The sequence below is a fragment of the Pseudomonas sp. Van50 genome (genome assembly GCF_055390755.1).
The window spans coordinates 319,393-338,444 of record NZ_AP024343.1 but is presented as its reverse complement, the minus strand read 5'-3'; the positions used below and the strand labels follow the sequence as shown (position 1 = coordinate 338,444).

Annotated in this window: 16 protein-coding genes and 1 pseudogene; 14 read left to right on the top strand and 3 right to left on the bottom strand. The window is 61.4% G+C overall.

Annotated features, from left to right (window positions below; translation table 11 throughout):
* Positions 1-23: 23 nt before the first annotated feature.
* On the top strand, positions 24-866 hold the full coding sequence (gene tauD / locus ACZ5M5_RS01435) for a taurine dioxygenase (RefSeq protein ID WP_060739679.1): 843 nt from the start codon (positions 24-26) through the stop codon (positions 864-866).
* 185 nt (positions 867-1,051) lie between these two features.
* Here tauD and mgrA read toward each other — a convergent pair.
* Positions 1,052-2,088, bottom strand: a pseudogene (mgrA, locus tag ACZ5M5_RS01430) (L-glyceraldehyde 3-phosphate reductase).
* 198 nt (positions 2,089-2,286) lie between these two features.
* Positions 2,287-3,177, bottom strand: a complete 891-nt coding sequence (locus ACZ5M5_RS01425) for a LysR family transcriptional regulator (protein ID WP_464738477.1) — start codon at positions 3,175-3,177, stop codon at positions 2,287-2,289.
* A gap of 130 nt (positions 3,178-3,307) precedes the next feature.
* Between ACZ5M5_RS01425 and ACZ5M5_RS01420 the strand changes: the two genes are divergently transcribed.
* Positions 3,308-4,048, top strand: a complete 741-nt coding sequence (locus ACZ5M5_RS01420; protein WP_060739682.1) for an SDR family oxidoreductase — start codon at positions 3,308-3,310, stop codon at positions 4,046-4,048.
* Positions 4,049-4,200: 152 nt separating this feature from the next.
* Here the strand turns inward: ACZ5M5_RS01420 and betT are convergent, their stop codons facing one another.
* A complete protein-coding gene (betT, locus tag ACZ5M5_RS01415) occupies positions 4,201-6,162 on the bottom strand; it encodes a choline transporter BetT (protein WP_177431747.1) in 1,962 nt (653 codons plus the stop codon).
* 507 nt (positions 6,163-6,669) lie between these two features.
* On the opposite strand from betT, the gene ACZ5M5_RS01410 reads away from it, so the two are divergent.
* The 12 genes from ACZ5M5_RS01410 to ACZ5M5_RS01355 all read left to right on the top strand — a co-directional run bounded on the left by ACZ5M5_RS01410 (position 6,670) and on the right by ACZ5M5_RS01355 (position 19,030).
* Complete coding sequence (locus tag ACZ5M5_RS01410; RefSeq protein WP_060739684.1) at positions 6,670-7,662, top strand: D-cysteine desulfhydrase; 993 nt, start codon at positions 6,670-6,672, stop codon at positions 7,660-7,662.
* 308 nt (positions 7,663-7,970) lie between these two features.
* Entirely contained in the window at positions 7,971-8,771 is an 801-nt protein-coding gene (gene tcyJ / locus ACZ5M5_RS01405; RefSeq protein WP_060739685.1) for a cystine ABC transporter substrate-binding protein, read from the top strand.
* Positions 8,771-9,436: a cystine ABC transporter permease gene (gene tcyL, locus ACZ5M5_RS01400; protein WP_060739686.1), complete on the top strand. Its 666-nt coding sequence runs from the start codon at positions 8,771-8,773 to the stop codon at positions 9,434-9,436. The genes tcyJ and tcyL overlap by 1 nt, the downstream gene beginning before the upstream one ends.
* A 3-nt stretch (positions 9,437-9,439) precedes the next feature.
* A complete protein-coding gene (gene tcyN, locus ACZ5M5_RS01395; protein ID WP_060739687.1) occupies positions 9,440-10,201 on the top strand; it encodes an L-cystine ABC transporter ATP-binding protein TcyN in 762 nt (253 codons plus the stop codon).
* A 507-nt stretch (positions 10,202-10,708) separates the two neighbouring features.
* Positions 10,709-11,479: a hypothetical protein gene (locus ACZ5M5_RS01390; protein ID WP_464738476.1), complete on the top strand. Its 771-nt coding sequence runs from the start codon at positions 10,709-10,711 to the stop codon at positions 11,477-11,479.
* A gap of 333 nt (positions 11,480-11,812) precedes the next feature.
* The gene (locus ACZ5M5_RS01385) at positions 11,813-13,054 is read left to right on the top strand and encodes an SfnB family sulfur acquisition oxidoreductase (protein ID WP_060739689.1); all 1,242 of its coding nucleotides are present in this window, start codon (positions 11,813-11,815) and stop codon (positions 13,052-13,054) included.
* Positions 13,055-13,077: 23 nt separating this feature from the next.
* Positions 13,078-14,271, top strand: coding sequence for an SfnB family sulfur acquisition oxidoreductase (locus ACZ5M5_RS01380; RefSeq protein WP_464738475.1), 1,194 nt, complete (start codon positions 13,078-13,080; stop codon positions 14,269-14,271).
* Positions 14,271-15,653, top strand: coding sequence for an LLM class flavin-dependent oxidoreductase (locus ACZ5M5_RS01375; RefSeq protein ID WP_060739691.1), 1,383 nt, complete (start codon positions 14,271-14,273; stop codon positions 15,651-15,653). The genes ACZ5M5_RS01380 and ACZ5M5_RS01375 overlap by 1 nt, the downstream gene beginning before the upstream one ends.
* 14 nt (positions 15,654-15,667) lie before the next feature.
* Positions 15,668-16,477 carry a MetQ/NlpA family ABC transporter substrate-binding protein gene (locus ACZ5M5_RS01370; RefSeq protein WP_464738474.1) on the top strand — a complete coding sequence of 270 codons (810 nt, stop codon included), beginning with the start codon at positions 15,668-15,670 and terminating at the stop codon, positions 16,475-16,477.
* Position 16,478: 1 nt separating this feature from the next.
* On the top strand, positions 16,479-17,603 hold the full coding sequence (locus tag ACZ5M5_RS01365; protein ID WP_464738473.1) for a methionine ABC transporter ATP-binding protein: 1,125 nt from the start codon (positions 16,479-16,481) through the stop codon (positions 17,601-17,603).
* Positions 17,593-18,237 (top strand): methionine ABC transporter permease, encoded by a 645-nt coding sequence (locus tag ACZ5M5_RS01360; RefSeq protein ID WP_025211262.1) that lies wholly within the window; start codon positions 17,593-17,595, stop codon positions 18,235-18,237. The genes ACZ5M5_RS01365 and ACZ5M5_RS01360 overlap by 11 nt, the downstream gene beginning before the upstream one ends.
* 163 nt (positions 18,238-18,400) lie before the next feature.
* On the top strand, positions 18,401-19,030 hold the full coding sequence (locus ACZ5M5_RS01355; RefSeq protein ID WP_103310232.1) for a class I SAM-dependent methyltransferase: 630 nt from the start codon (positions 18,401-18,403) through the stop codon (positions 19,028-19,030).
* Positions 19,031-19,052 lie beyond the last annotated feature (22 nt).

Here is a 19,052-nt window from a genome sequence, read left to right as displayed (position 1 = left end):
GCGCCCAGACCGAGAACACTGCGATGAACCGCCCGACCATTACGCCTCTGAGCACCGCCCTCGGCGCGCAGATCGAAGGAATCGATATCCGCCAGCCGCTGAGCCTGGCCGACCGCGACACCCTCGAGCAGGCGCTGCTCGAACACCAGGTGCTGTTTTTCCGCGACCAGCCGATCGAACCGCCACAGCAGGCGCGTTTCGCCGGGTATTTTGGCGACCTGCACATTCATCCGATCTACCCCAACGTGCCGGAGCAGCCTGAAGTATTGGTGCTCGACACCGCCGTCACCGATGTCCGCGACAACGCCGTGTGGCACACCGACGTGACCTTTCTGCCGACGCCAGCCCTCGGCGCGGTGCTCAGCGCCAAGCTGTTGCCGGCGGTGGGTGGCGATACATTGTGGGCCAGTGGTATCGCCGCCTATGAAGCCTTGTCGACACCGTTGAAACGCTTGCTGGAAGGCCTGACGGCGACCCACGATTTCACCCGGTCCTTTCCCTTGGAGCGCTTTGGCAACACCGCCGAAGACCTGGCGCGCTGGGAAGAGGCACGGCGGAAAAACCCGCCGCTGTCCCATCCGGTGATCCGCACCCATCCGGTGAGCGGGCGTCGTTCACTGTTCGTCAATGAAGGCTTCACGACACGGATCAACGAGCTGTCGGAAAGCGAAAGCGAGGCGATCCTGAAACTGCTGTTCGCCCACGCCACCCGCCCGGAGTTCACCCTGCGCTGGCGCTGGCAGGTCAACGACGTGGCGTTTTGGGATAACCGTGTGACCCAGCATTTCGCCGTGGACGACTACCGCCCGGCCCGGCGGGTGATGCACCGGGCGACGGTGTTGGGGGATGTGCCGTTTTTTCGCTGAACCCACCACTCACTTGTGGCGAGGGAGCTTGCTCCCGCTCGACTGCGCTGTAGGAGCTGCCGAAGGCTGCGATCTTTTGATCTTTCGCTTGAGACTCAAGCATCGGCGGAAAGATCGCAGCCTCGCTTCGCTCGACAGCTCCTACAGCCCAGCGGGAGCAAGCTCCCTCGCCACAGGGGGTTGTGTTACTCAGCTGACGAAGGCTTTTCCCAAAGATTGATCCCGCCTTCCTGGGCAAACCGGTCGATCTCGGCCAGCTCTTCGGCGCTGAAGTTCAGGTTCTGCAAGGCTCCGACGTTCTCGATGATCTGCTCCGGCCGGCTGGCGCCGATCAGGGCGGAGGTGACCCGGGGATCGCGCAAGGTCCAGGCCAGGGCCATTTGCGCCAGGCTCTGGCCACGACGCTGGGCGATCTCATTGAGGGCGCGCACGTGGGCGAGGTTCTCCTGCGACAAGTGCGAAGCCTGCAACGAGCCACCCCCGGACGATTCACCCGCGCATCGGCCGGAACGCCCTTGAGGTACTTGTCGGTCAGCAGCCCTTGGGCCAGTGGGGTGAAGGCAATCACACCGGTACCCAATTCGTCGGTGGCGTCCAGCAGGTCTTTTTCCACCCAGCGGTTGAGCAGGTTGTAGGCCGGCTGGTGGATCAGCAGCGGGACTTTCCATTCCTTGAGCAGCGCCGCCATTTCCCGGGTCTTCACCCCGGAATACGAGGAAATGCCGATGTACAACGCCTTGCCCTGCTGCACCGCAGTGGCCAGTGCACTGGCGGTTTCTTCCAGTGGCGTATCGGGGTCGAAGCGGTGGGAATAGAAGATATCCACATAGTCCAGCCCCAGGCGTTGCAGGCTCTGGTCGAGGCTGGCCAGCACATATTTGCGCGAACCGCCGCCCTGGCCGTAAGGTCCCGGCCACATGTCCCAACCGGCCTTGCTGGAGATGATCAACTCATCGCGGTACTGCTTGAAGTCTTCGCTCAGCAACCGGCCAAAATTGATCTCCGCGCTGCCGTAGGGCGGGCCGTAGTTGTTGGCCAGGTCGAAGTGGTTGATGCCCAGGTCGAACGCCGTGCGCAGCAAGGCACGCTGGGTGTCGATGGGCGTACTGTCGCCAAAGTTATGCCACAACCCCAGCGACAACGCCGGCAGCACCAACCCGCTGCGACCGACGCGGCGGTAAGGAATGGAATCGTAGCGGTTTTGCGCAGCGGTGTAGGTCATCGAAAAGGCTCTCTGTTCGGACGGCTGGTGTCAGAAGCTAACATTTCACAGACGCCTCGGTCAGGTTGAAAGTTCGCAATAGGGTGGGAGCGAGCTTGCTCGCGATAGCGGTGGATCAGCCAACGAAAATATCGATTGGCAAAGGCCTCATCGCGAGCAAGCTCGCTCCCACAAGGCCAGCGATAACCACGGGCCCCACTAACGCGCCTGCGCAAACACCTCCGTCACCCAATCCACGAATACGCGAACCCGTGGCGACATGTGTCGGTTGTGGGGATAGAGCACCGACACCGGCATGGAAGGCGGCGGGTAGGCGGTGAGGACTTCCTGGATCATTCCCTGCCGGATCGGTTCTTCCATTCGGTAATGCGGGCATTGGATCAGGCCCATGCCGGCGATGGCCGAGGCGGCGTAGATCTCGGCGCCGGACACCGACAACGAGCCCCCGATCGGCACCTCATGGAGTTCGCCATCGACCATGAACTCGAACGGATAGAGTTTGGCGGTGGTCCGCGAGACGTAATTCACCGCCCTGTGATGCTTCAAGTCATCGAGGCTCTTCGGCTCGCCATACTGGCGCAGGTAACCGGGGCTGGCACAGGTGATCTGGCGAAGATTGGCGACACGGCGGCCGATCAATGACGAATCCGCCAGCGTACCGGAGCGCAGCACGCAATCGACGCCCTCGGCAATCAGGTCGACGAAACGATCCGCCTCGCTGATGAACAGTTCTATTTCGGGGTAGCGGGCCATGAATTGCGGCAACGCCGGAATCACGAAGTACCGCGCCTGGGTGCCGTGCAGGTCTACTCTGAGTTTGCCTTTGGGCGCCACGCCGCGAAACGCCAGTTCGGCCTCTTCAAGCTCCGCCAGCAATTGCACGCAGCGCGGGTAGTAGGCCTCGCCGTCGAGGGTCGGGCGCACCTTGCGGGTGCTGCGCTCCAGCAAACGAATGCCCAGCCAGGCTTCGAATTGATTGAGCGTATGGGTCAGCGTGGCCCGGGGCATATTCAAGTCTTCAGCGGCCAGGGTGAAGCTGCTGCGCTCGTATATGCGGACAAATACCCTCATCGCCTTGACCTGGTCCATCTGAACCCCGTGCCTTGATTGTTGGAAAATATTGAACAGTCAAGGCAACTCTCGGGCATTTATCGCCAAGAGTAAACATGTGAATCTGGTTTCAACGAATCAAGACACTTCAACCTCAAAGGAATCTCACATGACTGTTCAAAACTCGAAAGTTGCCATCGTGACCGGCGCCTCCCGCGGCATCGGAGCAGAGATTGCCAAGCAATTGGCCAGCGAAGGTTTTGCCGTGGTCATCAATTACGCCAACAGCGCCACCGAAGCCTCGAAACTGGTGGTTCAACTGCGCCAGGCCGGCCACCAAGCCATAGCGGTCAAGGCAGACGTGTCCTCTTCCGCCGATGTGCGGCGGATGTTCGATGAAACCGAAGCGAAACTGGGCAAGGTCGATGTGTTGATCAACAACGCCGGCATCCTCCAGGTCATGCCCCTGGCGCAACACAGCGACGAGCTGTTCGAGCAGACGTTCGCCATCAACACCCGTGGCACCTTCAACACCTTGCGCGAAGCCGCGACCCGCCTGAACGACGGTGGCCGGATCGTGAATTTTTCCAGCAGCACCGTAGGCCTGAACCTGCCCGGCTACTCGGTGTACATCGCCAGCAAGGCGGCGGTGGAATCCCTGACCCAGGTATTCGCCAAGGAACTGCGCGGTCGCCAGATCACGGTCAATGCCGTGGCTCCCGGCCCGGTCGCCACCGAACTGTTCATGCACGGCAAGAGCGAAGAACAGGTGCAGCACTACGCCAAGATGCCGCCCCTGGAACGCCTCGGCCAGCCGCAGGACATTGCCAGCATCATCGCGTTCCTGGTGAGCCCGGCCGCTGGCTGGGTGAATGGGCAGGTCCTGCGGGCCAATGGCGGGCTTGTCTGAAGCTTCGCCCGGCGGGGTCCGGCAAACCGCTATCGCGAGCAAGCTCGCTCCCACAAGGGAGTCAGCGGCCCACCAAGAAGGAATCACTTGCCCCTGTGGGAGCGAGCTTGCTCGCGATGAGGCCGGTAAAGATGGAAAACCTACGGCCTCGCTCAGCGCACCAAATGCAGGAACTGCAGGTGCCGCTCGTACTGGTCGAGGATGTCGTTGATGATTTGCTCCTTGGTGTAGCCCACCAGGTCGTAATCCTGGCTGCCTTCGCTCAAGTGCACCTCGGCACGGTAGTAGCGCCGGTTGTTGAGCTCCTTCGAGCCCATGCCGCCGCGGGCGAAGGACGGGGTGAAGTAGCCACGCATCTGCACCTGGTAGATGAACGGATGCTGCTCGCCGTGACCGATCTCCAAGCTGACGCTGTCGTTGGCCGGGTCGGGCTGGGTCACCACCGTCAGCCCCTTCTCGACGAACACCGCGGTCACCTCTTCAATGGCCGGGCGTACCGTGGTATCGAGGAAACGGTACACCTCGTCACGGGAGGGGAAATGCACCGCCTGGCTCAAGCGCTGACGCCAGCCGCCCGTGCCCCGGCGCGATCCCGACACCGGCGCCAGGGAATGCAATTGCGCGATCTGCTTCTGGGACTCCAGGTAAAACGCCTTGTGCAGGCCCCACATCATCAACAGCAGAATCAGTGAGAACGGCAAGGACGTCAGCACCACCGCCGACTTCAAGGCATCGATGCTGCCGGAGAACAACAACGCACTGGTCACCAGGGCCGTCATCGCGCCCCAGAACACCCGCAGCCATTTCGGTCCATCCTCATCGGGATTGCCGCCCTTGGCGGACAGCGTCGAAAGCACCACGGTGCCCGAGTCAGCGGACGTGACGAAGAACACGAAGCTGATGAACACGGTGACCGCGATGACGGTCTTGCTCCACGGGTAGGTTTCCAGCAGCAGGTAAAGGCTCATCGACGGGTTTTCCAGGGCGGACATGCCCAGGGCACTCATGCCGTGGTTCAGCACTTGGTCGATGGCGCTGTTGCCGAAGATCGACATCCACGCCAGGGTGAAACCCAGGGGGATCAGCAGCACGCCAAACACGAATTCGCGGATGGTGCGGCCACGGGAAATCCGCGCGATGAACAGGCCCACGAACGGCGACCACGCGATCCACCAGGCCCAGTAGAACACCGTCCAGCCGCCCAGCCAGTCGCTGGGCTTGTTGTAGGCGTACAGGTCGAAACTTTTCATCGGCAAGGCGCCGAGGTAATCGCCGATGTTCTGGATCAACGTATTGAGCAAATGCTGGGTGGGCCCAGCGAACAGCACGAACAGCAACAACGCACAGGCCAGCAGCATGTTGATGTCGGACATGACCCGCACGCCCTTGTCGACACCGGCCACCGCGACGATGATCGCCGCGCCCATCATCAGCACGATCAAACCAACTTGAATCCACTGGGTGTGAGCAATGCCGAACAGGTAGTCGAGCCCGGAATTGAGGTGCAGCACACCGAAACCCATGTCCGCGCCGAGGCCGAACACCGTCGCGATAATGCCGAAACCGTCCACGGCGTAGCCGATGGGGCCATTGATGCGCTTGCCGATCAGCGGGTACAGCGCCGAACGCAGGGCCAGCGGCAAATTGTGCCGGTAGGCGAAATATGCCAAGGCCATGCCGACGAACGCAAAGACGCCCCAGCCGTGCAGGCCCCAATGCAAGAACAGGATCTGCATGGCCTGGCGCGCCGCCTCGGCGGTACCGGCCTGGCCTTGGGGCGGCTGCACCATATGGGTCAGCGGCTCGGAAACGCAGAAGAAAAACAGCGTGATGCTGATGCCGGCGGCAAACAGCATGCCGGCCCAGGACAGATAGCTGAATTCGGGCTCGTCGTGGTCGGCACCGAGCTTGATCTTGCCGTAGCCGGACAAGGCGGTGACCACCACGAAGACCAGATACAGCGTCATCGCGAGCATGTAGTACCAGCCGACCGTATTGGCCGCCCAGTTCTGCGCGGCCAGCAACCAGGCACCGGCCTGGGCGGGCATGGCAATCACCACCAGACCGAACAGCAGGATGAAGGTCGCGGCGAAGTAAAACACCGGCGGGTTCATGCGGACCAGGCCGCTGGGTGGCAGGGACGAAGCACTCATGGGCGAGGCACCCCGGGCAGCGAAACGGCGAGGGTCGAAAACGGACTCGGCAAAAGCAAGCCTCCTTATTGTGAGCGGGCAGCAAACCGACGGTTTAACTTGAATGAACGTTCAAGTTAAACATGAATAGGCAGCTAAGGACTAATCGCAGGGCTCAACGGCATGTTTCCTACGCTAGCCTACGGGAGGGTATGACGTTGCCTGGTGAGCATTCGTTCAGTGCCTAAGCCATATACACCGCCCCCTGTGGGAGCGAGCTTGCTCGCGATGGCGGTATGTCAGTCAATACAGAGGCCAACTGAACCACCGCTATCGCGAGCAAGCTCGCTCCCACAGGATTTGAGGTGTTCATAAATCATGTGTCACTCCCTGCCCGTCGCTGGTTTACTTCCAAACAAATGATTGCCGGTTGCCCACGAATATCCGCGTGCCTATAGTCCAGACATCGCCTACAACCAGTACGGACCCATGATCAAAGAACAGTTGTCTCGCTTTAACCGTCTCGACCTGCTCAGCCATCCGACACCGTTGGAAAAACTCGACCGCCTCTCCAACTGGCTCGGCCGGGACATCTACATCAAGCGCGACGACCTGACGCCCCTCGCCTTGGGCGGCAACAAACTGCGCAAGCTCGAATACCTGGCCGCCGATGCCATCGCCCAAGGCGCCGATACCCTCATCACCGCCGGGGCGATCCAGTCCAACCACGTACGCCAGACCGCCGCCCTGGCCGCGAAGCTGGGCCTGGGTTGCGTGGCCTTGCTGGAAAACCCCATCGGCACCGAAGACAGCAATTACCTGGGCAACGGCAACCGACTGCTGCTGGAGCTGTTCGACGCCAAGGTCGAGCTAGTGGAAAACCTGGACAACGCCGACGAGCAATTGCAGGCCCTCGCCGGACGCCTGCGCAGCAATGGGAAAAAGCCCTACCTGGTGCCGATTGGCGGTTCGAACGCCTTGGGCGCACTGGGGTATGTGCGCGCCGGCCTGGAACTGGCCGAGCAGATCAAGGACACCGGAATCGAGTTCGCTGCCGTGGTACTGGCCTCGGGCAGTGCCGGGACCCACAGCGGCCTGGCGCTGGCGTTGAGTGAAAGCCTGCCGGCGCTTCCGGTCATTGGCGTCACGGTTTCGCGCAGCGAGGAGGACCAGTTTCCGAAGGTCCAGGGCCTGGCCGAGCGCACGGCAGCGTTACTCGAAGTCGCCCTTCCGGAAGCGTTCAAAGTGATCCTGTGGGATGAATATTTTGCCCCCCGCTACGGCGAACCGAACGCCGGGACACTGGCGGCGGTCAAGCTGCTGGCCAGCCTGGAAGGCCTGTTGCTCGATCCGGTCTACACCGGCAAGGCCGTGGCCGGCCTGCTCGATGGCATTGGCCGCGACCGCTTCGACGAAGGCCCGATCATCTTCCTGCACACCGGCGGCGCACCGGCGTTGTTTGCCTATAACACCGTCTTCTGAAGATGTGGAAACCCTCAATGTGGGAGCGAGCTTGCTCGCGATGAGGGTGTGTCAGCTGATTGGAATTGGGCTGACCCACTGCTATCGCGAGCAAGCTCGCTCCCACAGGGGGTCATTCCAAACAGGCATATATGGTTGATTTAATATTATTTTCCAATCTATAAAAGCCAACTTATAGTCTCGCCGCAGGCGTATTTGCCGCGAGACGCCCAGGTTGCTTTAAGGCAGGATGTGGCAATCTTTTCGGATCGCGGCTACGCCTTATCTCAGCCAAAATATCTCTTCATAAGAAAACACAGGGGCTTGTCATGAATTTTTCTGCATTACGTCGCAACCTGTTGGTCGGTTCGCTGGGCCTGGCATTGAGCGCCGGGCTGTTGGGGCAAGCGGTTGCCGGTGAGCAACTGCAAAAAATCAAGGATGCCGGTGAAATCAAGATCGGCCTGGAAGGCACTTATCCACCGTTCAGCTTCGTTGATGACAGCGGCAAGCTGACCGGCTTCGAAGTGGAATTCTCCGAAGCCCTGGCCAAGGAATTGGGTGTGAAGGTCAAGCTGCAGACGACCCCATGGGCCGGCATCCTCGCGGCGTTGGAATCCAAGCGTCTGGACGCAGTGGTCAACCAGGTGACCATCTCCGAGGAGCGTAAGAAAAAGTATGACTTCTCCGAGCCGTACACCGTTTCCGGGATTCAAGCGCTGGTACTGACCAAGAAAGCCGACGAGCTGAACATCAAGAAGGCCGCTGACCTGGACGGTAAGAAAGTCGGCGTGGGCTTGGGCACCAACTACGAACAGTGGGTAAAAGCTGAAGTACCGGGCGCCCAAGTCAAAACCTACGATGACGACCCAACCAAGTTCCAAGACCTGCGCGTCGGCCGTATCGATACCATCCTGATCGACCGTCTGGCCGCACTGGAATACGCCAAGAAAGCCAAGGACACCACCGTCACCAGCGAAGCCTTCTCCCGCCAGGAAGCCGGTATTGCCCTGCGCAAAGGCGAGCCCGAACTGCTGGCAGCCGTGAACAAGGCCATCGAGAAACTGCGCGCCGACGGTACGCTGAAGAAACTTTCGGAAAAATACTTCAGCGCTGACGTTACTCAATAATGGAAGCAGCTCTTCAACTCGCACTGGACTCCGCGCCCTTCCTGCTCAAGGGCGCGTATTACACGGTCATCCTCAGCCTGGGCGGCATGTTTTTCGGCTTGCTGCTGGGGTTCGGCCTGGCGCTGATGCGCCTGTCGCGCTTCAAACTGGTGAGCTGGATTGCCCGCATCTACGTGTCGTTCTTTCGCGGCACGCCGTTGCTGGTGCAGTTGTTCGTGATCTATTACGGGTTGCCGCAACTGGGCATCGAGCTGGATCCGCTGCCTGCGGCGCTGATCGGCTTCTCGCTGAACATGGCCGCCTATGCGTGTGAAATCCTGCGGGCCGCCATCAGTTCCATCGAGCGCGGCCAGTGGGAAGCGGCGGCGAGTATCGGCATGACCCGCGCCCAGACCCTGCGCCGGGCCATCCTGCCGCAAGCCGCACGCACGGCCCTGCCACCGTTGGGCAACAGCTTCATTTCCCTGGTCAAGGACACCGCGCTGGCGGCGACCATCCAGGTGCCGGAGCTGTTCCGCCAGGCGCAGTTGATCACCGCGCGAACCTTCGAAATCTTCACCATGTACCTTGCCGCCGCGCTGATCTATTGGGTTCTTGCCACCGTGCTCTCGCACCTGCAGAACGTCCTGGAAGCCCGGGTCAATCGGCATGACCAGGAGTCCTGACCCATGATTGTCGTGGAAAAACTGACAAAGCAGTTCAAGGGTCAGGTGGTGCTCAACGGCATCGACCTGAAGATCGAAGAAGGCGAAGTGGTTGCGATCATCGGCCCCAGCGGCTCGGGCAAGACGACGTTCCTGCGCTGCCTGAACTTCCTCGAAGAGCCTACCAGTGGCCGGATCAAGGTCGGCGACATCGAGATCGATGGCAGTCGTCCGCTGAACCAGCAACAAGGCCTGGTGCGCCGTTTGCGCCAGCAGGTGGGCTTCGTGTTCCAGAACTTCAACCTGTTTCCCCACCGCACCGCCTTGGAAAATGTCACCGAAGGCCCGCAAGTGGTGAAGAAAATTCCCCGCGCCGACGCCGAAGCCTTGGGGCGCAAGCTGTTGGCCAAGGTCGGGCTGGCCGGCAAGGAAAACGCCTACCCACGGCGCCTTTCCGGCGGCCAGCAACAGCGCGTGGCGATTGCCCGGGCGTTGGCGATGGAACCAGCGGTGATCCTGTTCGACGAGCCGACCTCGGCCCTCGATCCGGAGCTGGTAGGCGAGGTCCTGGCAACCATTCGCGGCCTGGCCGAAGAAAAGCGCACCATGGTCATCGTGACCCACGAAATGGGCTTCGCCCGGGACGTGGCCAACCGTGTGGTGTTTTTCGACAAAGGCGTGATCGTCGAACAAGGCGAAGCCAAGGCCTTGTTTGCGGCCCCCAAGGAAGAACGCACGCGACAGTTCCTCAGCAAGTTCCTCTCTGCCGGACACAGCGACCAGTAAATCCAGTGTTATCACTTCCAGGGATGGAAGTGAGGCCGCCGCACAACTAACACGACATCGCCGCTCTTTTATCCGAACGACACAACTTGCAATTTACACCCGACTAAAAGCCTCCGTTTTTATATAGGAAGTAACCTATATATAACTCTCGCAACATTTTCCCTCCAGCCACCTCACAAATTTAGTTGTCAGACGCGGCTTCTAGCCCTTTTCGAAAAAGCCGATACGCCTAGGAAATTGGCCTGCCGCGCCGCGCATTCTTAACATGCACACGTAGGACGTTTCTGAAGCCTTTCACAACGAGTTATTAAGCAATCGGCTCTATTGACACTGAAACTGTAGAGCCCTTATCTAGTGCCCGACAGGCGACGCACCGTATTTTAGTTTGCGCAGTGACTAAGCGCAGACAGCCCCTATGACTACACCCATAACATATACATCGCGATGATCTATCGCCTTTTGATCTTCCCGAAACGGACTTAGTTTTCAAGCATCAAGGAGAACACCATGACATGTAAGTCGAAGAGTCCTGAACTGGCCGCCCCCACACTGGCCAATGCCCACCCTACTGGCATCAATATCACCAACGCCGCTCACCTGGAGGTGGCTATTGCGCCTTACCCCGGCATGGACACCGGTGACCTGATCGAACTGTTCTGGGACAACTGCTACGTCGGTTCGCGCGTGCTGTCCCAGGCCGACGTGCTGGGCAACATCACGATGCGGGTCCCGGAGAGCTTCATCGTCAACGGCACCTCGCGCATCCATTATCGGGTGATGCAGGTCGGACGCGGGCCGGCGCTGTCGGCCAAGCAACAGGTGCTGGTGAAGCTCGATTGCCCCGGCGGCCAACCGTTGGCCCTGAGCGGCGATGAAAACCAGGGCTTGGCGCCGGTGCGCATTCCCACCACCATCCGGCGCCAAGGGGTGAACCCGAGCCAGATCAAGCGCGGCGTACCGCTGACCATCGAACCCTACCTGAACATGGCCGTCGGCGATGCCGTGACCCTGCGCTGGGGCGATGTGCGCATGGACCTGCCTGCACTCACCGCCAGCGAGGTCGGCCAGCCGATCAATATCTGGGTCCCGCCGCAGATCATCCTGGAGGCGGGAGAAGACCTGCGCCTGGAAGTGACCTACTGCATCCTCGACCGCGTGGGCAACAATTCCCACTGGGCACCGCCACGGACGTTGAAGATCGGTTGCGCCAATCCCTATCCGAAGAAGCCCTCGAAAGAGGCCCTCATGGCCGCTGAACCGCGACATCGAGCGCCTTGATACAGAGCGCTTTGGTGGCAAGGGCGCTTGCTCCCGCTTGGGTGCGCAGCGCCCACCGGTAACAGAAGGGTTGCTGCGCAACCCAGCGGGAGCAAGCTCCCTCGCCACAGAGGACTCCTTCCAATTGAATCTAACCTATATATATTCCTAAAAGTTAGTTCAAAAATAATTTACACACGCTTAGGGTATATAAACCGGACCACCGGACATTCTAGATTTTTGCTCGCCGTCTTCATCGCGGCGTTTCTTGAGATGTGAGGTGGGTATGGAACGGAACACAATCGCCCCAGTGCAGTATGCCAAGGCACTGCCCGCAGCCACGGAGTGGCTGTAATGTCGGATTTGGCGCAAGCAAAGGTCCAGAGCGACCTGGACATCGCCCCCCTGCTGTTGCCCGCACAGGTGTTGCGCAACGATGCCGAGGCGATCAAGGCCGCCCATGAACTGGCACAGGTCGCCCGCCAGCAAGCCGCGCGTCGTGACCAGCAACGCAAGTTGCCTTGGGCGGAAATCGAGCAATTCACCCGCAGCGGACTGGGCAGCATCGCCGTTCCCCGGGCTTACGGCGGCCCGCAGGTTTCGTTCGTCACCCTGGCCGACGTGTTCGCAATCATTTCCGCCGCCGACCCGGCCCTGGGCCAGATCCCCCAGAACCAATTCGGCGTGCTCCAGTTGATTCTCGGTACCGGTACCGAACGGCAAAAAAAAATCCTGTTGCAGAGCGTGCTCGAAGGCTGGCGCATCGGCAATGCCGGGCCCGAACGTGGCACTCGCAACACCCTTGAACTCAAGGCGCGGATCACCGCCGACGGCGACGGCTTCGTCATCAATGGCCAGAAGTTCTATTCCACTGGCGCACTGTTCGCTCACTGGGTCGCGGTCAAGGCACTGAATGACGAGGGCCGGCAAGTGCTGGCGTTCGTGCGGCGCGGCACCCCGGGCCTGCGGATCGTTGACGATTGGTCGGGCTTCGGCCAACGCACCACAGCCAGCGGCACCGTACTGCTGAACAATGTGCGGGTGGATGCCGAACTGGTACTGGAAAACTGGCGCATCAACGAAACGCCCGGTGTACAAGGGGCGATTTCCCAACTGATCCAGGCCGCCATCGATGCAGGCATTGCTCGTGGCGCCATCGACGATGCCATCGCCTTTGTGCGCGAACGGGCCCGGCCCTGGATCGACGCCAAGGTCGAGCGGGCCAGTGATGACCTCTACGTGATCGCCGACATCGGCAAGCTGAAAATCGAGTTGCACGCCGCCGAAGCGTTGCTGCGCAAGGCTGGACAAGTCTTGGACCAAGTCAGTGCTGCTCCCATCACCGCGCAATCGTCCGCCCGCGCCTCGATTGCCGTGGCCGAAGCCAAGGCACTCACCACCGAGATCGCCCTGCAAGCCAGCGAAAAACTGTTCGAGCTGGCCGGCAGCCGCGCCACCCTCGCCGAATTCAATCTTGACCGCCACTGGCGCAACGCACGGGTCCATACCCTGCACGATCCGGTGCGCTGGAAGTATCACGCGATAGGCGCCTACCACCTGAACGGCACCTTGCCGGCCCGGCATTCCTGGATCTGACGACCCGACCTCTGGAGCAGTACATGACGTTTTCTCAACACGTCGCGGTGATCACCAGCGATGAACAAGCCCTGATCGTGGCCAGTGACCTGGCCGATGACTTCAAGCGCGACAGTGCCCTGCGCGACCGCGAGCGGCGCTTGCCGTACCCGGAACTGGAGGCCTTCTCCCGCTCTGGCCTATGGGGCATCAGTGTACCCAAGGCCTACGGCGGTGCCGGTGTGTCCAACGTTACCCTGGCCAAAGTTATTGCCCTGATTTCCCAGGCCGACGGCTCGCTGGGGCAGATTCCGCAAAATCATTTCTACGCCCTGGAGGTGCTGCGGGTAAACGGCACCGAAGCGCAAAAACAACGCCTGTACGCCGACGTGCTCGCCGGGCAACGTTTTGGTAACGCCCTGGCCGAACTTGGCACCAAGACTGCCCATGACCGCACCACCCAACTGCGCCGCGACGGCGAGGGCTATCGCATCAACGGCCGCAAGTTCTACGCCACGGGGGCTATCTATGCCCAGCGTATCCCCACCTCGGTGGTGGATGAAAACGGCGTGCAACAACTGGCATTCGTCCCTCGTGACAGCAAAGGCCTGACGGTGATCGACGACTGGAGCGGTTTCGGCCAGCGCACCACAGGCAGTGGCTCGGTGGTGTTTGAAAACGTGTATGTCGCCGCCGACGACATCGTGCCCTTCCAAAGTGCTTTCGAACGTCCCACACCGGTGGGGCCACTGGCGCAGATTCTTCACGCCGCCATCGACACCGGCATCGCCCGCGCCGCCTATGAAGACGCCTTGCATTTTGTCCGCAGCAAAACCCGTCCCTGGATCGATGCCACCAGCGACGTCGCCACCGAAGACCCGCACACCCTCAAGAGTTTCGGCCAACTGAGCATCCGCCTGCATGCCACCGAAGCCCTGTTGGAACGCGCCGGTGAATTCCTCGACCGGGCCCAGGCCGACACCGGGGCCGACACGGTCGCCGCCGCCTCGATTGCCGTGGCCGAAGCCCGTGCCATCAGCACCGAAATATCCCTGGCCGCCAGCAGCACGCTGTTCGAATTGGCCGGCAGCCAGGCGACCCTGGCCGAACATGGCCTCGACCGTCACTGGCGCAACGCCCGGGTGCACACCCTGCATGACCCGGTGCGCTGGAAATACCACGCCGTGGGCAACTTCTACCTCAACGACGAAAAACCGCCGCTGCGGGGGACCATCTGATGGCGGCCGGCAAGAAAAAGATCCTGCTCAACGCGTTCAACATGAACTGCATCGGGCACATCAACCATGGGCTGTGGACTCATCCCCAGGACACTTCTACTCAGTTCAACACCCTCGAATACTGGACCGCCCTGGCGCAATTGCTCGAGCGCGGGTTGTTCGACGGGTTGTTCATCGCCGACATCGTTGGCGTCTATGACGTGTACCAACAGTCGGTGGATGTCACGCTCAAGGAGTCGATCCAACTGCCGGTCAATGACCCATTGCTGCTGGTCTCCGCGATGGCCGCCGTGACGAAAAACCTGGGCTTCGGCCTCACCGCCAACCTGACCTACGAACCGCCCTACCTGTTTGCCCGACGCATGAGCACCCTCGACCACCTGAGTCGCGGCCGGGTCGGCTGGAACATCGTCACCGGCTACCTCGACAGCGCCGCCAAGGCCATGGGCCTGACGGCGCAAGTCGAGCATGACCGCCGCTACGACCAGGCCGATGAATACCTGCAAGTGCTCTACAAACTGTGGGAGGGCAGTTGGGAAAACGACGCCGTGCTCAACGACCGCGAGCAGCGGATCTATGCCCAACCGGAGAAAGTGCACAAGGTCCGCCACCAAGGCGAGTTCTACCAGGTCGAGGGCTATCACCTGTGCGAACCGTCGCCCCAACGCACCCCGGTGCTGTTCCAGGCCGGCAGTTCCGAGCGTGGCTTGCTGTTCGCCGGGCGGCACGCCGAGTGCGTGTTCATCAGCGGCCAGAACAAACCGGCGACCAAGGCCCAGGTGGACAAGGTCCGCGCCAGTGCCATCGAGGCTGGACGCAACCCCGGGGACATCAAGGTGTTCATGGGCCTGAACGTGATCGTCGGCGAGACCGAGGCGGCCGCCTGGGCCAAGCATGCCGAGTACCTCAGCTACGCCAGTGCCGAAGCCGGGGTGGCGCATTTTTCCGCGTCGACGGGGATCGATTTTTCCCAGTACGAACTGGACGAGCCGATCCAGTACGTCAAGAGCAACGCCATCCAGTCCGCCACCAAGACCCTGCAGAACAACGACTGGACCCGGCGCAAATTGTTGCAGCAACACGCCTTGGGCGGTCGCTACATCACGGTGGTGGGCTCGCCCGAACAGGTGGCCGATGAGCTGGAGTCGTGGATTGCCGAAACCGGCCTCGATGGCTTCAACCTGACTCGCATCGTGACGCCGCAAAGCTACGTGGACTTCATCGACCTGGTGATCCCCGAGTTGCAGCGACGCGGCTCGTACAAGACCGGATACGACAACGGCACCTTGCGGGAAAAGCTGTTCCGCGCAGAGGCCCATCTACCCGAACAACACACCGGTTCGACCTACCGCCAAAAAGCGCACGGCTCAATTAATCAATGACTGGAATAACCGACATGACCACGCAACTCCTGACCCTGCCAGTCAAAGCACTGGCCCTGGCCCTCGGCCTGTTCAGCTCGGCGCTGTTTGCCGCCGACGCACCGTTGAAGATCGGCACCACCGCCGCGTTCGCCATTCCCCTGGAGGCAGCGGTCGAAGAGGCCGGCAAGCAAGGCCTGAAGGTCGAACTGGTGGAGTTCAGCGACTGGATCGCGCCCAATGTCAGCCTGGCCTCTGGTGACATCGACGTGAATTACTTCCAGCACATCCCGTTCCTGGAAAATGCCAAGGCCGCCGCCGGGTTCGACCTGGTGCCATTTGCGCCGGGGATCATCAACAACGTTGGTCTCTATTCGAAAAAATACAAAAGCTTCGACGAACTGCCCGAAGGCGCCAGCGTCGCCATTGCCAACGACCCGATCAACAGCGGTCGCGGCCTGCAGCTGCTGGCCAAGGCCGGGCTGATCAGCCTCAAGACGGGCGTCGGCTACAAGGCCACCGAAGACGACATCGTCGCCAACCCGAAGAAACTCAAGATCCTGCAAGTCGAAGCGGTGCAACTGGTGCGCGCCTATGAAGACGCCGACCTGGTACAGGGCTACCCGGCCTACATCCGCCTGGCCAAGACCTTCGATGCCAGCTCGGCCTTGCTGTTCGACGGCCTCGATCACAAGGAATACGTGATTCAGTTCGTGATCCAGCCCAAGAGCCAGAACGATCCACGGCTGATCAAGTTCGTCGACATCTACCAGCACTCGCCAGTCGTGCGCGCCGCCCTGGACAAGGCCCACGGCAAGCTCTACCAGGCCGGTTGGGAAGGCTGACATGAACGCCGTCAACGCGCGACTGCGCGACGAAGCCCCCGCGCCGCAAAGCGCCGACCAGACTGAACTGCATCCAGAGTTGAACCGTGCCCACGTGCGCTTCATCGGCCTGGGCAAGACCTACAACGGCAGCCAAGGCCCGGTGGCCGCGCTGCAGGGCATCGACCTGGCGATCCAGCGCGGCGAAGTGTTCGGCATCATCGGCCGCAGCGGTGCTGGCAAGTCTTCGCTGATCCGCACCATCAACCGGCTCGAACAACCCACCAGTGGCCGGGTGTTGATCGACCGGGTGGACATCGGCGAGTTCGATGAAGACCGCCTGGTGGCGCTGCGTCGGCGCATCGGCATGATCTTCCAGCACTTCAACCTGATGTCGGCCAAGACCGTGTGGCAGAACGTCGAACTGCCGCTCAAGGTCGCCGGCGTGCCCAAGGAGCAGCGCCAGCGCAAAGTCCGCGAGCTGTTGGAGCTGGTGGGGCTGCACGGCAAGCACAAGGCCTACCCGGCGCAGCTTTCGGGCGGGCAGAAGCAACGCGTCGGGATTGCCCGGGCGCTGGTGCATGACCCGCAGATCCTGTTGTGCGACGAGGCCACCTCGGCCCTGGACCCGGAGACCACCCAGTCGATCCTCGGCCTGCTACGCGAGATCAACCAGCGGCTGGGCCTGACCATCGTCTTGATCACCCATGAAATGGCGGTGATTCGCGAAGTCTGCGACCGGGTGGTGGTGCTTGAGCAGGGGCGGATCGTCGAGCAGGGACCGGTCTGGGAAGTCTTCGGCAACCCGCAACACGAGGTCAGCCGGACGCTGCTGGCGCCGTTGCAACACGCCATCCCGGAAGAACTGCAAAGTCGCTTGCAGGCGCTGCCGGCGTCGGCGGACGCGGCTACGGTGCTGCGCCTGCAATTCACCGGCATAGATCGCGAGGAACCGGATCTTGCCGCCTTGTTCAGCGCCCTCGGTGGGCGAGTGCGCTTGCTGCACGGCGGCATCGAACGGATTCAGGGCCACGGGCTGGGGCAATTGCTGCTGGCCGTGAGCGGTTCGTCGTGGGGCGCCGAGGAACTGCGGCAACGGGCGGGCAATTGGGCGCAACGGGTGGAGGTGCTGGGTTATGTGGTTTGATCGGTTGCTGCAAGGTTTCATCGACACGTTCCTGATGGTCGGCGTGTCATCGTTGATCGCGCTGCTGGCGGGCATCCCGCTGGCGGTGATCCTGGTCACCAGCGGCAAGGGCGGGATCTATGAAGCGCCGGCCTTGAACCGGGCCCTGGGCGCGTTCGTGAACCTGTTCCGCTCGATACCATTCCTGATTCTGATGGTGGCGCTGATTCCGTTCACCCGGCTGATCGTCGGCACCACCTATGGCGTGTGGGCCGCGGTCGTACCGCTGACCATCGCCGCCACGCCATTCTTCGCCCGTATCGCCGAAGTCAGCCTGCGGGAAGTCGACCATGGCCTGATCGAAGCGGCCCAGGCCATGGGTTGCCGCCGCTGGCACATCGTCTGGCATGTACTGCTGCCCGAAGCCCTGCCGGGCATCGTCGGCGGTTTCACCATCACGCTGGTGACCATGATCAACTCCTCGGCCATGGCCGGGGCCATCGGTGCTGGTGGCCTGGGCGACATCGCCTACCGCTATGGCTACCAGCGTTTCGACAGCCAGATCATGCTCACGGTGATCGTGTTGCTGGTGGCGTTGGTCGCTGTGATCCAATTGGGGGGTGACCGCCTGGCGCGGGGCTTGAACAAGCGCTGAGTTTGTAGGGACTGTGGGAGCACAGCTTGCTCGCGAACAGGCGACATGGTTTCAACTTCAATACCGTGTCATCGTTCATCGCGAGCAAGCTTTGCTCCCACAGGGGGTGACCCGTGGATGTGCGGTATAGTCAGCCCAACGTTTCCCACCCAAGCCAATACCCATGAAACACACCGCCGACGACCTGCACACCATCACCGCCACGACCCTGAGCCATTACAACGCCGTGGCAGAAAGCTTCCGCGAAGGCACCCGCGACCATGATGTCAGCCAGAACATCGACGCCTTGCTGCGCCATATCCAGGGCCAGGCACCGCTGCACATCCTGGATTTCGGCTGCGGTCCGGGGCGCGACCTGCGCACATTCACAGCCATGGGCCATGTCGCGGTCGGCCTCGACGGTTCAGCGGAATTTGCCCGCATGGCACGCCAGGACAGCGGTTGTGAGGTGTGGCAGCAGGACTTCCTGGAACTCGACCTGCCGGCCGAACGCTTTGACGGGATTTTCGCCAACGCGGTGCTGTTTCATGTCCCCGTCCAGGAACTGCCTCGGGTACTCAAGCAACTGCACACCACGCTCAAGCCCGGCGGCGTGTTGTTCAGCTCCAACCCTCGGGGCGAAAACCAGGAAGGCTGGAACGGCCAGCGCTTCGGCGCCTATCACGACCTCGCGGCCTGGCGCACATTGCTCACGCAAGCGGGTTTTGTAGAGCTGGAGCATTATTACCGGCCGGCGGGGCTGCCGCGGGAGCAACAGCCTTGGTTGGCGAGTGTCTGGCGCAGACCTGCTTAGGATTCGAGGGCGCCATCGCGAG

What these genes read in the sequence shown, in the direction of transcription:
- tauD (WP_060739679.1), top strand. Translation starts at nt 24, where the DNA reads ATGAACCGCCCGACCATTACGCCTCTGAGCACCGCCCTCGGCGCGCAG.
- ACZ5M5_RS01425 (WP_464738477.1), bottom strand. Translation starts at nt 3,177, where the DNA reads ATGGACCAGGTCAAGGCGATGAGGGTATTTGTCCGCATATACGAGCGC.
- ACZ5M5_RS01420 (WP_060739682.1), top strand. Translation starts at nt 3,308, where the DNA reads ATGACTGTTCAAAACTCGAAAGTTGCCATCGTGACCGGCGCCTCCCGC.
- betT (WP_177431747.1), bottom strand. Translation starts at nt 6,162, where the DNA reads ATGAACCCGCCGGTGTTTTACTTCGCCGCGACCTTCATCCTGCTGTTC.
- ACZ5M5_RS01410 (WP_060739684.1), top strand. Translation starts at nt 6,670, where the DNA reads ATGATCAAAGAACAGTTGTCTCGCTTTAACCGTCTCGACCTGCTCAGC.
- tcyJ (WP_060739685.1), top strand. Translation starts at nt 7,971, where the DNA reads ATGAATTTTTCTGCATTACGTCGCAACCTGTTGGTCGGTTCGCTGGGC.
- tcyL (WP_060739686.1), top strand. Translation starts at nt 8,771, where the DNA reads ATGGAAGCAGCTCTTCAACTCGCACTGGACTCCGCGCCCTTCCTGCTC.
- tcyN (WP_060739687.1), top strand. Translation starts at nt 9,440, where the DNA reads ATGATTGTCGTGGAAAAACTGACAAAGCAGTTCAAGGGTCAGGTGGTG.
- ACZ5M5_RS01390 (WP_464738476.1), top strand. Translation starts at nt 10,709, where the DNA reads ATGACATGTAAGTCGAAGAGTCCTGAACTGGCCGCCCCCACACTGGCC.
- ACZ5M5_RS01385 (WP_060739689.1), top strand. Translation starts at nt 11,813, where the DNA reads ATGTCGGATTTGGCGCAAGCAAAGGTCCAGAGCGACCTGGACATCGCC.
- ACZ5M5_RS01380 (WP_464738475.1), top strand. Translation starts at nt 13,078, where the DNA reads ATGACGTTTTCTCAACACGTCGCGGTGATCACCAGCGATGAACAAGCC.
- ACZ5M5_RS01375 (WP_060739691.1), top strand. Translation starts at nt 14,271, where the DNA reads ATGGCGGCCGGCAAGAAAAAGATCCTGCTCAACGCGTTCAACATGAAC.
- ACZ5M5_RS01370 (WP_464738474.1), top strand. Translation starts at nt 15,668, where the DNA reads ATGACCACGCAACTCCTGACCCTGCCAGTCAAAGCACTGGCCCTGGCC.
- ACZ5M5_RS01365 (WP_464738473.1), top strand. Translation starts at nt 16,479, where the DNA reads ATGAACGCCGTCAACGCGCGACTGCGCGACGAAGCCCCCGCGCCGCAA.
- ACZ5M5_RS01360 (WP_025211262.1), top strand. Translation starts at nt 17,593, where the DNA reads ATGTGGTTTGATCGGTTGCTGCAAGGTTTCATCGACACGTTCCTGATG.
- ACZ5M5_RS01355 (WP_103310232.1), top strand. Translation starts at nt 18,401, where the DNA reads ATGAAACACACCGCCGACGACCTGCACACCATCACCGCCACGACCCTG.